At 38.8% G+C, this 14,214-nt stretch carries 16 protein-coding genes and 1 other annotated feature; of the genes, 4 read left to right on the top strand and 12 right to left on the bottom strand.

What is annotated here, in order from left to right; all coding sequences use genetic code 11:
- Positions 1-61 precede the first annotated feature (61 nt).
- Positions 62-916, top strand: a complete 855-nt coding sequence (locus HOO54_RS08635; RefSeq protein ID WP_216664738.1) for a DUF6544 family protein — start codon at positions 62-64, stop codon at positions 914-916.
- 90 nt (positions 917-1,006) lie between these two features.
- Here HOO54_RS08635 and HOO54_RS08630 read toward each other — a convergent pair whose 3' ends face one another.
- Positions 1,007-1,636 carry a histidine phosphatase family protein gene (locus tag HOO54_RS08630; RefSeq protein WP_172294314.1) on the bottom strand — a complete coding sequence of 210 codons (630 nt, stop codon included), beginning with the start codon at positions 1,634-1,636 and terminating at the stop codon, positions 1,007-1,009.
- Between the two features lie 146 nt (positions 1,637-1,782).
- Between HOO54_RS08630 and guaD the strand changes: the two genes are divergently transcribed.
- Together guaD and HOO54_RS08620 are read left to right on the top strand one after the other, a co-directional pair.
- Positions 1,783-2,253: a guanine deaminase gene (guaD, locus tag HOO54_RS08625; RefSeq protein ID WP_172294312.1), complete on the top strand. Its 471-nt coding sequence runs from the start codon at positions 1,783-1,785 to the stop codon at positions 2,251-2,253.
- Positions 2,254-2,280: 27 nt separating this feature from the next.
- A complete protein-coding gene (locus HOO54_RS08620) occupies positions 2,281-2,724 on the top strand; it encodes a MarR family winged helix-turn-helix transcriptional regulator (protein WP_172294310.1) in 444 nt (147 codons plus the stop codon).
- A gap of 275 nt (positions 2,725-2,999) precedes the next feature.
- Here the strand turns inward: HOO54_RS08620 and HOO54_RS08610 are convergent, their stop codons facing one another.
- The 9 genes from HOO54_RS08610 to HOO54_RS08570 form a co-directional block, all read right to left on the bottom strand.
- Positions 3,000-3,374 (bottom strand): hypothetical protein, encoded by a 375-nt coding sequence (locus HOO54_RS08610; protein WP_172294306.1) that lies wholly within the window; start codon positions 3,372-3,374, stop codon positions 3,000-3,002.
- A gap of 18 nt (positions 3,375-3,392) precedes the next feature.
- On the bottom strand, positions 3,393-3,614 hold the full coding sequence (locus HOO54_RS08605) for a helix-turn-helix transcriptional regulator (protein WP_172294304.1): 222 nt from the start codon (positions 3,612-3,614) through the stop codon (positions 3,393-3,395).
- A 132-nt stretch (positions 3,615-3,746) separates the two neighbouring features.
- Entirely contained in the window at positions 3,747-4,172 is a 426-nt protein-coding gene (locus HOO54_RS08600) for an organic hydroperoxide resistance protein (protein WP_172294302.1), read from the bottom strand.
- A 245-nt stretch (positions 4,173-4,417) separates the two neighbouring features.
- Complete coding sequence (locus HOO54_RS08595; protein ID WP_172294300.1) at positions 4,418-5,665, bottom strand: glutamate-5-semialdehyde dehydrogenase; 1,248 nt, start codon at positions 5,663-5,665, stop codon at positions 4,418-4,420.
- A gap of 14 nt (positions 5,666-5,679) precedes the next feature.
- Positions 5,680-6,777, bottom strand: a complete 1,098-nt coding sequence (gene proB, locus HOO54_RS08590; protein ID WP_172294298.1) for a glutamate 5-kinase — start codon at positions 6,775-6,777, stop codon at positions 5,680-5,682.
- Between the two features lie 66 nt (positions 6,778-6,843).
- Positions 6,844-7,059, bottom strand: a binding site (T-box leader).
- A gap of 48 nt (positions 7,060-7,107) precedes the next feature.
- A complete protein-coding gene (gene purU / locus HOO54_RS08585) occupies positions 7,108-8,010 on the bottom strand; it encodes a formyltetrahydrofolate deformylase (protein WP_172294296.1) in 903 nt (300 codons plus the stop codon).
- 272 nt (positions 8,011-8,282) lie between these two features.
- Positions 8,283-9,590: a pectate lyase family protein gene (locus HOO54_RS08580; RefSeq protein ID WP_172294294.1), complete on the bottom strand. Its 1,308-nt coding sequence runs from the start codon at positions 9,588-9,590 to the stop codon at positions 8,283-8,285.
- A 114-nt stretch (positions 9,591-9,704) separates the two neighbouring features.
- Positions 9,705-10,442, bottom strand: a complete 738-nt coding sequence (locus HOO54_RS08575; RefSeq protein WP_172294292.1) for a DUF421 domain-containing protein — start codon at positions 10,440-10,442, stop codon at positions 9,705-9,707.
- Positions 10,443-10,535: 93 nt separating this feature from the next.
- Positions 10,536-11,054, bottom strand: coding sequence for an acyl-CoA thioesterase (locus tag HOO54_RS08570; protein ID WP_172294290.1), 519 nt, complete (start codon positions 11,052-11,054; stop codon positions 10,536-10,538).
- A gap of 175 nt (positions 11,055-11,229) precedes the next feature.
- Here HOO54_RS08570 and HOO54_RS08565 point away from each other — a divergent pair, with 175 nt between their 5' ends.
- Entirely contained in the window at positions 11,230-12,096 is an 867-nt protein-coding gene (locus HOO54_RS08565) for a dimethylarginine dimethylaminohydrolase family protein (RefSeq protein ID WP_172294288.1), read from the top strand.
- Positions 12,097-12,282: 186 nt separating this feature from the next.
- Here the strand turns inward: HOO54_RS08565 and HOO54_RS08560 are convergent, their stop codons facing one another.
- Positions 12,283-13,317 (bottom strand): ABC transporter ATP-binding protein, encoded by a 1,035-nt coding sequence (locus HOO54_RS08560; RefSeq protein WP_172294286.1) that lies wholly within the window; start codon positions 13,315-13,317, stop codon positions 12,283-12,285.
- Positions 13,253-14,212, bottom strand: coding sequence for a C40 family peptidase (locus HOO54_RS08555; RefSeq protein ID WP_309244868.1), 960 nt, complete (start codon positions 14,210-14,212; stop codon positions 13,253-13,255). Before HOO54_RS08555 ends, HOO54_RS08560 begins: the two co-directional genes overlap by 65 nt.
- Positions 14,213-14,214 lie beyond the last annotated feature (2 nt).

The following is a 14,214-nucleotide window of genomic DNA, read 5'->3' as shown; positions in this document are numbered from 1 at the left end:
TTTCATTACGCAAATGAAGTATGCTAACATGATAACTAGCTTTTATAAGGAGGAAGAAACATTGATTCAAGGGCTAGCTTTAGGGCTCATCATCATGATGATCCTCGTTTTTTTCGTAAGCGGGATTTCAAATATCATCTTTCATAAAAAAGTGAAACAAGAAGCCCAAACATTATTTGCTAGAAATATTGATAACGCCAACAAAAAACACATCGTAGAAAAAGCTGATTTAGGAACTTTGCCAGCATGTGTTCAAAAATGGTTACACCATTCTCAAGTGATCGGTAGAGAGAAAATAAAAACAGTTCGCATTGAACAAAACGCAAAGCTACGGCTAGAAAAGGGCAAACCTTGGATGTCTGCCAAAGCTGTTTATTATTATACAATCGATAAGCCCGCGTTCATTTGGAAATGCTTAATTAAAGCTGCTCCATTCATTCATATCGCTGGAAGAGATAAATATGATCAAGGCAAAGGAAATATGCTGATTAAACTCCTCTCTTTTATAAAAATCGCCGATGCAAGTGGAACAGAAATTGATCAAGGTACACTTCTAAGATATTTAGGGGAGTTAGTATGGTTTCCAACGGCAGCCATACATCATGCGATAAAGTGGGAGGAAATCGATTCAAACTCTGCGAAAGCAACGATGAGTTATGGTGGAATAACCGGATCTGGCGTATTCCAATTTAATGATAAGGGTGAAGTGACAAGCTTTTTAGCAGATCGTTACATGGAGTCAAAAGGAACATATTCTCTAGAAAAATGGCTTATTCAACTGAAAGATTATCAAGAATTCAACGGAATCAAAATTCCAGTTCAAGGAAAAGTGATTTGGAAGCTGGAGACAGGCGACTTTGATTGGTTCCATTTTGAAATTGCTGATGTACAGTATAATAAGATAGAGATCGATTAGTTATAACGATTACAAAAAACTGCGATCGTCATTCCGAGGGTCACGGATCAGGATGGCGATGCGCAGTTTAGCTCTAACGATGAGAGAGTGTTACCAACTCTGTTCTTGTTTGATTCGATGCTCTCCGTCCCCTTCTTTCAAAATGGCAATATTACCATTTTCAGCAATGTTAACTACTGCTAGTGCGGTATCACTAACATAAGCTGAATTCCAAAGTTCTTGAATGGGTCGTTTTTTTAATATATTCAAAAGCATTAAAATAAAAACAGAATGACTGACAAGTAAGACGTTTCCTTCCCGATGGTTGTCTAAAATTTGCTTGAGAGCTTGTCTCACCCTGCTTTCAAAAGCAGGAAAACTTTCTCCCCCATTTGGAATATATTGATCAGGTTGATCAAAATAAGCCTTCAACATGTCGGCATCAGTTTGTTGAACTTCTGCGTATGTTTTTCCTTCCCAACAACCAAGACCAATTTCTCTAAATCGATCATCTTTTATGAAAGGAAGCACTCTGTCTTGTAGAATGGCTTGAGCTGAATGAACAGCACGTTCGCTTGTACTAACATATACGGCTTGAAAATGAACATCTTTTAATTTTTTGCCAAGTGCTTGCGCATTTGCTAATCCCAAGTTTGTTAGATTAGAATTTTCCCAGCCTTGCATTCGCTTTTCAATATTCCACTCAGTCTGACCATGTCTAGCAATATATAAAGTAAGCAAACAATTCTCCTCCATCTTTCATGTCTATCATTTATTGTATTTCACATCACACATTCATGTAAATGAATTGCATTTTATGAACTCATTTCATTTTTTCAACATCTTCAGCTATAATAAAAATGCAAGTCAACCAAGGAGGAACAGAAATGAATCACGAAACATACTTACAGAGAGCCATCGAACTTGCGGTAGAAGGTGTAAAGAGCGGTACAGGCGGACCTTTTGGCGCTGTCATTGTAAAAGATGGAAAAATCCTTGCCGAAGCACAAAACAATGTGACAACAAGTAATGACCCGACAGCACATGCAGAAGTGACAGCTATTCGTAAGGCATGTGAAGCAATCGGTGATTATCAGTTGAGTGACTGCATTCTTTATACGAGCTGTGAACCGTGTCCAATGTGTTTAGGCGCCATTTATTGGGCCAGACCGAAGGAAGTCTATTTTGCATCACAACATTCAGATGCCGCATCGGCAGGTTTTGACGATTCCTTCATTTATGAAGAAATAACAAAAAGTCAAAGTGAACGGAAGATTCCTTTTTATAAGATTGAAGTTACGGACAAGCTTAAACCTTTTCAGACTTGGGTAAACATCGAGCAAAAAATTGAGTATTAAAATTGTTTCTAATAAGTTGGTGAATGGATGAACGATTTTGATCATATGAAACTTGACCGGCAGTTGTGTTTCTTGCTTTATGCAAGCTCACGAGAGATGACAAAATTGTATAAACCGCTGCTCAATGAACTGAATATAACATATCCTCAATATGTTACATTGCTATTATTATGGGAACATGAGCAGTTAACTGTTAAAAAAATGGGTGAATTGCTCTATTTGGATTCAGGGACACTGACGCCAATGCTGAAAAGAATGGAACAGCACGGCTTCATTAAACGCGAACGATCATCCGATGATGAACGATCCGTTATTGTCTCATTAACGCCAACTGGGTTAGAGCTAAAAGAAAAAGCAAGTCATATTCCGACGGAGATGATGACGCGGACACCCTTAACTTCAGAAGAATTAAAACACCTATCAGATGTGCTGCGTTCTTTCCTGCAATCGATAACAAACGAAATAAAATGAAATCTACATGGCGAAAGCGCCTTCAATTATCAAACAAATAAGGGCATGGATCGATAATTGATTCTATGCCCTATTTACCATTTACTAAAACTATGGTGATGATGGTTGAAAGCATGATGACAAATAACGACAACCCCAATTTTATTTTCCCTTTTTGCGTTAGTCTTTTGTTTTCATCAACATCTTTTCGTATAAATAAGTGGATGAGAACTGTAATAAGTAACAACCCTCCAACAATATATAAATTTTTCATTTTCTCACCACAGCCTTTCTAATTAGTTTTGTTTGGCGACAACGATCCAAATGAACCAAACGGCAATGACAATTAATGCCATTAGAATGCTGAGAACTTCTTCTGCCGTTAGCATGAGTAGATTCGACTGAGTCCCGATCATCATGAAAAAAATATACACCATTGTTGTCACTAACGAATATTGCATTGTTTTTTGTTTGATGTGCTCCATCCGTTCGTCTTTATGCAACAATTGCGGTTGCAGATAACCCATCGCAAAACTCATGAATGTCATGGCACCCCAAGGCAACACCTCAACAATTGAAAATGTGTCTGTTATGATGGTGATCATGACTCGCACAGTGACATTAAAAAATAAGAGCACACCAACGAAATAAAATACTTTTCTTGATACCATCTCAATACCCCCTATGAGTTATTCTTTAAAATATTTCTTGAGATCTTCTTCATCCAAAGAAAAGATATTTTCTACAGAAGTTTTAAAGATTTTTGCGATGACTAATGCTAATGGAAGGGAAGGATTGTATTTTCCTTTTTCAATTGAAATAATTGTCTGTCTTGAAACACCAAGTTTTTCAGCGAATTTATCTTGGGAATAACCCATTTGTTTTCGATATTCCATTACCTTGTTTTTCAATCCATGCCTCCCTCCTTTTCATCTTATTATATAGTAAAGCATCCTTTACGTAAAGGATGCTTTACTATAACATTAAAAAAAGCATGATCATTCATTTAGACATGACCATGCTAAATACCGCCATACTGTTTTTTATGATCCAACCTCAAGAACGACTTCAACATTTCCAGATATCGCCTTAGAGTACGGGCATAATTGATGGGCTTGATCGACAAGCTTTTCTAGTTCTGCTTTTTCAATATTTGTTCCTTTCACTTGAAGTCTGACACCTAGCTTAAACCCATCATCCGCTTCATCTTTTAGAAGACTGACATGAGCTGTTACTTCCGTTTCAATCTTTACACCTGATTTTTTAGCAGTCAATTGTAATGCACTGTCAAAACATGCTGCATATCCAGCAGCAAATAATTGTTCTGGATTTGTCGATTGCTCTGCTTTTTTTGTTTTTGGCGTTCCAGGCATAGCTAACTCCAATTCCAATACATGGTCAGGTGTTGTAACATGTCCATCTCTACCCCCTTTTGCAGTAGCCTGAGAGGTAAATAAAACGTTTGCCATAAAAAATCTCCTCCTTATATTTAAATTGTGTACAATTAAATTTTATAAAACTAAAATTTAAAATTCAACTAAAAAGCATCCCGCTAAAAATAGCAGAATGCTTTTTTTGGTTTTTTCAGAACGATAGACAGGTCAGCTGCTAAGCTTGGGATATTTTAAAAGCGAGAGACAAACGTATAGTGACAGCACTGAAGCCTAAAGGGTATTGATATCTACTCATTGAAATAGGCTGTGAACGTGTGCCATCAAATACGAATTTGTCCGTTTCCTTTTATGACATATTTAGAAGAAGTCAATGCTTCAAGTCCCATTGGACCTCTTGCATGAAGCTTTTGTGTACTGATACCCATTTCTGCTCCATATCCAAACTCAAACCCATCTGTAAAACGAGTTGAAGCATTATGATAAACAGCGGCTGCATCAACAGATGTTAAGAAAAAGCGAGCATTTTCTTCATTTTCGGTAAGAATCGCTTCAGAATGCCTTGTTCCATAGCGGTTAATATGTTTGACCGCTTCATGGATATCAGAGACAGTTTTTACACTGATAATAGGTGCTAAAAACTCAGTCTCCCAATCTAGTTCTTCCGCTGGAACGGCTGAAGGAACCAGTTCACAAATCAGTTGATCTCCTCTAATTTCGACCCCGTTTGTTTGAAGTGTGTTCAGCAGTGATCTCCCAGAGTGTTTTACCCAATTTTCATGAATGAGTAGAGATTCAACAGCATTACAAACAGAGGGTCTCTGGGTTTTCGCATTGATTACGACTTGCTCTGCCATCTCCGATTGTGCTGACTCATCAATAAAAATATGGCAGTTCCCTGCTCCTGTCTCAAGCACAGGGACTGTTGATTCCCGCACCACCATATCGATAAGCTTTTTTCCACCTCTTGGGATTAATACATCTAAGTACTCATTCAAAGTAAACAGCTGTTTCGCCGTTTGTTTACTCGTATCTTCAATGAGTTGGACAGCATCCTTCGGCAACATGGATTGGGCAAGTGCTCCCTGAATGACACGGACAAGCGCTTTGTTACTGTTGATTGCAGATGAACTACCGCGGAGAATCACAGCGTTTCCTGTTTTCAAACAAAGTGTAGCAGCATCAACCGTCACATTTGGACGCGCTTCATAGATCATGCCGACAACACCTAGCGGAACACGAACCCTTTCAATCAGCAGCCCATTTTCTTTTTGAATGGTTTCCAAACGCTCTCCGACAGGATCGTTAAGGTTTATGAGGAGCGAGAGAGCATCTGCAATATCGTTCAGCCTTTCACGGTTTAAGGAAAGCCTATCTATTATCGCAGGAGAAAATCCTTTTTCTTTGCCATACTCAATATCTTTGAGATTTTCTTCCAATATATAGTCTTGCTTAGAACGAAGCGCTTCACCTATAAGAAAAAGAGCTTCATTTTTCGCTTCTGTTGTTTGATGCACTAGCTCTGCTTTCGCCTTTTTCGCCTGTTTTGCTTTTTTAATTACTTCGTTCATTTGAATTAGCCTCCTTATTCTTTTATACTGATCCAGTCATTTCGATGAATGACTTCTATTCCTTTATTACAGTTGACCTCATCACTGCGTTTTCCTTTTATTTTTAATAGCTCTTCTGACGAATAAAGAACTTGACCTTTCCCTGCTAATCCATTTGGACCACAAACTTTAACAACTGCTCCTTTGGCAAAACTCCCACAAACATCTATAACACCAGCTGGCAATAAGCTGCTTCCTTTTTCCAAAAGTGCCTGTTCTGCTCCTTCATCAATGATGATCTTTCCTGTGATAGGAGAGTGAAAGGCAATCCATTGTTTATGATTGTTCACTGAAGACAAATCAGATTGGCCAATATATGTTCCATCACCGTTTCCCTTCAAAACCTGAATGAGTTTATCTTTTCCCATTCCTGTACCGATGAAAACATTAACACCTAGAGAAAGAGCTGTTTTTGCAGCCAACAGCTTTGATTTCATCCCGCCCGTTCCAACTTTTGAGCCTGAAGAAGTAGCATAACTTAAAAGATCTTCTGTAATATCAGAGATATAATCAAAACGGCGGGCATCCGGATTTTCTACTGGATTTTCATGATAGAGACCATTAATATCTGTTAAAATTATCAGCTTATCAGCATGAATCAGTCCGCTCACTAAGGCAGAAAGCATATCATTATCACCAAAAGTCAGCTCTTCAACAGAAACAGAATCGTTCTCATTGATGATTGGAATAAGCCCTCTTTCAATCAGTTCAATCATGGTTGCATAAGCGTTTCGATATCTTTCTCGTTTGGCAAAATCATTTCTTGTCAATAAGATCTGGGCACATAGCAAATCATATTCGGCAAACTGCTGAATGTACTGCTTCATCAAGAGGCTTTGACCGACAGCTGCAGCAGCCTGTTTTCCCTTTAAAGTGACTGGTCTTGTCGGATATCCTAGCTGGAGAAATCCAGCAGCGACAGCACCTGAAGAAATAAAAATGACTTCATGCCCCGCTTTTTTTAAGGCAGCTATTGCCTGAACATGGTCTCTTATTTTAGCCTCATCTATACTGCCATTTAAGCTTGTTAATGAACTGCTTCCGATTTTAATTACAATCCGTTGTTTTTTCACAATTTTCCCCTCCGAGATGTTCGAGCGGCAACAAATCAATAAAAAAAGCCTTTTTCGTCCAATTAAAAAAAGGACGAAAAAAGCTTTCCGCGGTACCACCTTCATTGAATGTGCTCAAAATGCCCATTCCGCTTTCCCGGTAACGTCGGGTAGACGCCTAGGTTTTTTTTCCTAAGACTCTAAGGCAGGTTCAGCAGGTTTCTTGTGGTGAAATGTTTCAGCAGGTCATTTCACTCTCTTTCACAGAAAAAACTGCTTACTAATCCTCTTCAACGCTCGCTGATTTTTTTTAATTATGCCTAGGAAACTGATCCATGTCAAGATCAAAATTCAGCTAAAAACGATCGTCTTATTTCCATGCACAATAATTCGGTCTTCTAAGTGCCATTTAACCGCTCTTGCAAGAACACTTCTTTCAATAGTCCGACCAATATTTTTCAGATCTTCTACATGATCTCTATGATCAACACGCTCAATATCTTGTTCAATGATCGGACCTTCATCCAGTTCATTTGTCACATAATGAGAGGTAGCTCCAATTAATTTGACACCTCTTTCATAAGCGCGTTTATACGGGTTAGCTCCGATAAATGCTGGAAGGAAGGAATGATGGATATTAATAATTTTGTGTGGATGTGCTGAAACAAAGTCAGGAGTTAAGATTTGCATATAGCGGGCCAAGACGATGACATCAACACGATACTCCTCAAGCCACTTGAGCTGTTGTTTTTCGACCTCTTCACGAATATCTTTATTTGCTTTCATATAGAGAAACGGAATTTTTAACGATTCAACAACTTCTCTGGCATCTTCATGATTGCTAATCACCATTGCGATTTCCGCCATCAAATTCCCACTCTGCCACTCCCATAGTAATTCGTTCAGACAATGGAGTTCTTTCGAAACAAAGATGGCGACTCGCTTTAATTCACTTGCCAAGCTGATACTCCATGTCATTTCGAAATGATCAGCAACTACAGCAAACGCCTCTCTCATCTGTCCGATTTTTTCACCAATACCGCCAGCTTCAAATTCAATTCTAAGGAAAAAGCGTCCGCCTTCCGGGTCTGTTGTATATTGATTGGATTCAATAATGTTCGCACCATTGTTAAATAAAAATGTCGAAACAGCTGCAACGATGCCCGGTTGATCTGGGCAGCTGACAAGCAAACGTGCCTTTTCATGATTGTGGTCTTGATAGTGTTTTAACTGCTGTTTTATATAAGATTTCATGTTTGGATAACCCTCTTTACCTTGAATTCATAAACTATCTCTACATTATACTTGAGTTGATTGAAAAATCAATTAACGTTTTTGTTTCAAGTAAACACAGCAATACAGTCCACTACTCCCATCATATCGATTTTCTTGGTTTTCTATATTCCTTTCATAATGTGGTTCTGTTTTTGTAAGAGAATCGGATAAACTTTCGTTGTAACAGCCACCAAATCCCCTTATTTAATAAGGCATTAAAAAAACGGACATCGACATGTCCGTTTTCTAAGTTATTTTAATTTTCCTGCGCCAGCCTGTTTCTGCACGATCTCAGGCACCTTTTCAACTGGGCTGATATTGCCATAAAGAACAGGTTTCCACCCCACCGAAGGTTTAATTGAAGCATGATGAGCACGATTATACATATTTACAACATCAATTTTTGCAACGCCTGTTTGGTCATTCAAAAGTGTATCTCTTTCATATAAAGCATTCCCTTTAAAGACATTTATGATCTTGTCAGGCTTTGTTCCTTTTGGCAGATCAAAATAGTTGCTCTCAGCATAAATTTTTGACGAAAAGCCGATGCCCCAAGAATAGTTGTAGCTTTTTTTCGTACTTTTAAAATAGTTATTGTACATATGAACCATACCAAAGCGAACTCTTGGTGCGCGCTCTTTAATATTGGAATACATGTTATGATGGAATGTCACACGTAAATGACCTTGATCAGCAGTATATTTATCGCTAGATCCAATAATTGTATTTTTAGAATGGTCTGAAAATACATTATAAGATACCGTTATAAAATCGGATTGTTTTTTAATGTCTAGCAGTCCATCATGATGTTGAAACTCACGCCCAAAATATGTACCAGCTTTTTCATCAGGATGATTTCCATCATTAAATGTACAATGATCAACCCAAATATGCTTAGATGTTTCTATTAAAAGATTGTCATATTCAGAGTTCCAGTTCCCTTTTTTTCCATCAGTCGGATCCCAAGCAGGGAAATAGTCATAGGCATCTTGAAATTCGATATTGCGGATGATTACATTTTCGGCCTTTTTAAGGTGGAAACCTCCACCGACAATTTTCGCATCATGATTCAGACCGATGATTGTCGTGTTTGAACCTACATTCATGATGACACGCTCTTTCTGTTTTTTCTGTGAACGGCTTCTTGCTTCTTCAAGTTTACCTGCCGGTTCTTTTTTCCCCCACTTTTTAGGATCATATGTTTTAATATACTGATCAAAGTTGTATGCTGGATCTTTATAATCGTCATAGCTTAAAGACTTATTATGATCATCAACATTTAGATCAATTGTTCCCTTAATATAAATGATTTTTGGAGTACTATTGTTGCCATTTTGATTGTTATGACCCCCTAATGCATCAACAAGTTGCTTTCGGTTTTCAACCGTATACACATGATGAGAAGAAGCAGCCGCTCCCCCAGTTGTACCTTCTCCATAGGCTCCCCAACCATCTTTTTTCCCAAGCACTTCATGTCCATAGTCGTTTGCTTGGGCGGGCATAGATGAGCTGAGTAACAAAGTACCCAAAAGCAATGTAGAACAAAAAAGTTTTTTCATCATTTCACCTTCTTATCTCATTTTTCACAATTTCTAATATATTCTATTAAAATACAAAAAACAACATAATTTCCTCCTATGTTTTGTTTTTTGTTCAAGCTAATTTATGAAAAATTACCCATCATCACCTGGTTTATATAAATAAGGATCACCTGTTGATACATCTTGAGAACGATGTTGATCGATTATAATTTCATTTTTTTCATTTAAGGTACCTAACATGATTGACGAAATGGCTGTTGTTTGAATCCCTTTTTCACTTAACTTATGAAATAGCCACTGCTTTGTTAGCTTTAAATATGTTAAGTTGTGTTCAATAATTTCTCCGTCTAAAATTAGTGGGATCGGTACAAAATTCCGGGCAGTTTGAAGATTTAAATCGCGCGGTTGAACCGGTCTCGCATTCGCTTTTGGAATCACGCTGATTTGTCCAGATTCTTCAATTAAAGCTAAATCAATATCATGAGGATCAGCATAGCCTTTTTCCCGAAGTTTACCGAGAAGTTCATTAACTGTCAGCCGTTCTTTTTTTAACCCCTTTTCATCAATATCCCCATTTCGAATCAGAACGGTTGGCTGAACAACAAGAAACCATCTCCACTTATTGTGTAAAGACAGCTTTTCAATTAACAGATAAAAGACGAGAAAGATAACCGCGTAATAAATGGACATAGAAACTTTCGATGTAAGGATCGGTTCACTGATAATCGTTCCAATGGCAAATGTTAACAAAAGGTCAAAGTTCGACATTTGTGAAACGGCCTTTTTTCCGGCCACTCGAAAAAGAATGTAAGCAGTTGTAAAAACTAATGCCGGTTTCAATAAAAATATCCATAAATATTCAAAGTTCATAACGTTCTGTCTCCGCTTTTTGGTTTTATCTTTTACATTTTTTGGTCGGAACATTCAAAAATCCCCGATCTTAAAAAGATCGGGGGAAAATGCTTACCATGGCTTATCTACAGCGAGTGCTTCGGCAAGAGCTTTACTATGCTTTCGATGACTTTTGCGTTGTTCGGCACGCTGTCTAGCTGTTTCGTGAAGCATGATTTCTTCATCTGTTTCAGGCTCAACTTGCGGGACAATTTGCGGGTTCCCAGCTTGATCAAGAGCCACAAATGTTAAAAAAGATGTTGCCGCCAATGTCCGTTCACCTGTCAGTAAATGCTCTTTAATCACTTTTACGAATACTTCCATCGATGTTCTGCCAACCCATGTCACATAAGATTCCAAGCAAACAGAATCTTCTTGGCGAATCGGTTCAAGAAAATCAACTGAATCCATTGATGCAGTAACTGTTTCACAACGGGAGTGTCTCGCTGCAGAAATCGAAGCAATATCATCTATATAGCTCATCAATTTTCCTCCGAATAGTGTATTGTGGTTGTTTGTATCAAGCGGAAAAACCCGGCTTGTTTTGACAACTTTGGATTCCCGGCAGTATCTAATCTCTGATTGATTCATGTTCATGACTCCTTTGATGATGTTTATAACAGGAATTTTCTTAATTAAACACTATTAGAATTGATTTGTCTAAAGATTTTATCCGCGGAATTTGTAAGATTTTCTTATGAAAGTGTTTACCTCTTCATGTTAAAAGGGAATAATATATATATTAATGAAGGATGGTGGGAGCATTATGAATTCAGTTTCAGTGAAAAAAAATGGTAGAGCAGGTTGCAATAGTGAATATGATAGATTAAAGATAGTTGCGCTTTGCAGACCTGAATATATGGAGATCGCTGAGGTCATCAATGAAACACAGAAGTATTTTTATCACGATAATATTAATAAAACGCTTGCTGTAAAGCAGCATGAGACATTGATAAAAGAGCTCAAAAATCAAGGTGTAGAAGTTGTTTTATTGCCGTCTGTAAGCCAATTTCCTGAGCAGGTGTTTACGAGAGACATCGGATTCGTTATCGGCGAAACCATTTTTACAGCACAGCTTTCAGCTAAGGTCCGTCAAGGTGAAGAAAATGTTTTGCAGAGATGGCTTGAAAAAGAAAACCTCTCTTATCAACCTTTTAATAAAGGGTGTTGTATAGAAGGTGGTGATATCCTCATCGATCAGAACACTGTTTACGCAGGAATCAGTCAGCGAACAACATTTTCAGCTGTTCAACAATTAAAGCGCCAGCTCACCTCATATGAAGTCATTCCGATTCCGTTTGAAGAATCTTTTCTCCATTTAGATTGCATCTTTAATATCCTTTCGCAAGATGAAGCACTCATCTACCCGAAAGCCTTGGGAGAAAATGAATACAAACGACTCAAGGAACGTTATGATTTGATCGAAATTACTGATGATGAACAGTTTACACTTGGTACAAACATTCTCTCACTCGGTAATCAAACAGTAATCAGCCTACCCCATAATAAACAATTAAACAAACAGCTTCACAAGAGAGGCTATACAGTAATTGAAATCGATCTTTCAGAAATTATTAAATCCGGCGGATCATTTAGATGCTGTACCATGCCACTTCAGCGAAGTTGTAAATAAGGGGGTCCTGAAAGTAGTGTGGAGGGGAATTTGCTCGCTTTCCGCGGGCGATCCGCGAGCCTCCTCGGAGCTCGTTCCTTGCTCCTCTTGGGTCTCGTCTGGCTCGCTGTTCCCGCCGGAGTCTCGCAATACCCTCTTCATGTTGATAAAGGACTTTTTAGACAGCCTCTTTTTTTGTTGAACAGCTTATTCTGACCTTGCCCCAAACAAGACTTTCATCACATCAGTCATTTGCTCTAATTCTCTATTATATAAATGGCAGGCAACAAAATGATCTTTATCAATTTCCTGCAGAGCAGGTTTTTTAAGTGCACAAACTTCCATGGCAGCTGGACATCTCGTCCGAAAAACACAGCCGCTTGGCGGATCAATTGGGCTTGGAAGCTCACCTTTTAAAATGATTCGTTTTCGTTTATCTTCAATATCCGGATCAGGAATTGGGATAGCAGATAAAAGAGCTTGTGTATAAGGATGGAGCGGCTCTTTATACAATTGAACCCGATCTGTGATTTCAACCATGTTTCCTAAATACATGACACCGATCCGATCACTCATATGTTTGACCATTGACAAGTCATGAGCGATAAACAAATAAGTCAGTCGTTTTTCTTTTTGCAACTTTTTCAAGAGACCGACAACTTGAGCCTGTACAGATACGTCAAGAGCTGAGATCGGTTCGTCTGCAATGATGAATTCCGGTTCAAGCGCAAGCGCTCTCGCAATACCGATCCTTTGTCTTTGACCTCCACTAAATTCATGCGGATAGCGATTGGCAAACTCCCTGTGTAAACCGACTGCTTCTAATAGCTCGTCCACCTTTTCAAGCCGCTCATTTCGCCCCCCATACAGATTGTGAATCTCCATTGGCTCTAAAATAATGTCTCTCACCGTTAAACGGGGATTTAAAGAGGCATATGGATCTTGAAAGATCATTTGAATATTGCGATGATACTGAAATGCTTCTACTTTATTTAGCTGATGAACGTTTTTTCCCTTGTAAGTCACCTCACCCTCTGTCGGTTTGTAAAGCCTCATCAGCACTCGACCAGAAGTTGACTTTCCGCATCCTGATTCACCAACAAGTCCGAACGTTTCCCCTTTGTTGATCATAAAAGAAATACCATCAACTGCTTTCACTGTTTTTCCTTTTCCAATATCAAAATGTATTTTTAGCTGATTGACACTGAACAATGTTTGTTTTCCCAGCGGAATCTCCCCCATTTTCTAAATAGTAGCGACGAATAGTGCACAGTTCTTTTTGATATTCTGTTCCTTCAAGCGTGATGATTTCTATCGATCTACCCGTTTTCGGTGAATGAAGCATTTGCCCGTTTCCATAATAAAAACCAATGTGATGCACCCGACCTGTGCCTTCTTTAGCTGCAAAACATAACAGGTCACCCGGTTTAAGTCTGTCAAAGGCGATTGCTTCTCCCTCCTTTGCTTGGTCACCGGCATCTCTTGGCACTTGATATCCATTCGCTTTTAACATATTGAAGGTGAATCCTGAACAGTCATAGCCAAATCCGCTCATTCCCCCCCACAAATAAGGGAGCTTCAAAAAAGCTTCTCCGGTTTGCACGATGTCTACTCCAGAGCCTTTGGCATTTGTTGACATTTTAACATCCTCTTTTTTCAGCCACCCATGTCCGATCGGTGTCTCAACTTCAAACCATTCGCTGTTTTCAGATAAAACTGCAAGTTTTGTTAAAAAACTCAATTCGACCGTTTTTATTTTCTTTTTTCCCGCGTACAAATAAGCAGTCGGTTTTTGAATGACAACGGTTGTTTCCACCCGCCGTGGACGACTTTTAGCCAAACAGGATAACGGAATCCATCCAGGATAGCCGCGTTCGTCTTTTATTGAAGGCTGACTGGGGACCACTACTTGTGCCCACCCAGCTTTTTCTGTGAGAACCTCTACTTCTTCTCCAAAAAGAACCTGGGTTTGCACGAGATGTTTCGTACATAACTCAAGTCGATTTTCATATGTTAGGGATTGAAGCCATCCCCTTACATCGACCGGCTGTTCTAACATAGTGAAATCGATCTCCCGCGGTGCGTGCCGATGTGTCCAAACGTTTGCCACTGAAACTGTCACTGTATGTAAACTCACCT

This window comes from Bacillus sp. WMMC1349 (genome assembly GCF_013155385.1).
Taxonomy (GTDB): Bacteria; Bacillota; Bacilli; order Bacillales; family Bacillaceae; genus Bacillus.
The sequence above is the reverse complement of the archived record's forward strand: the minus strand, read 5'-3'. Positions and strand labels throughout refer to the sequence as shown.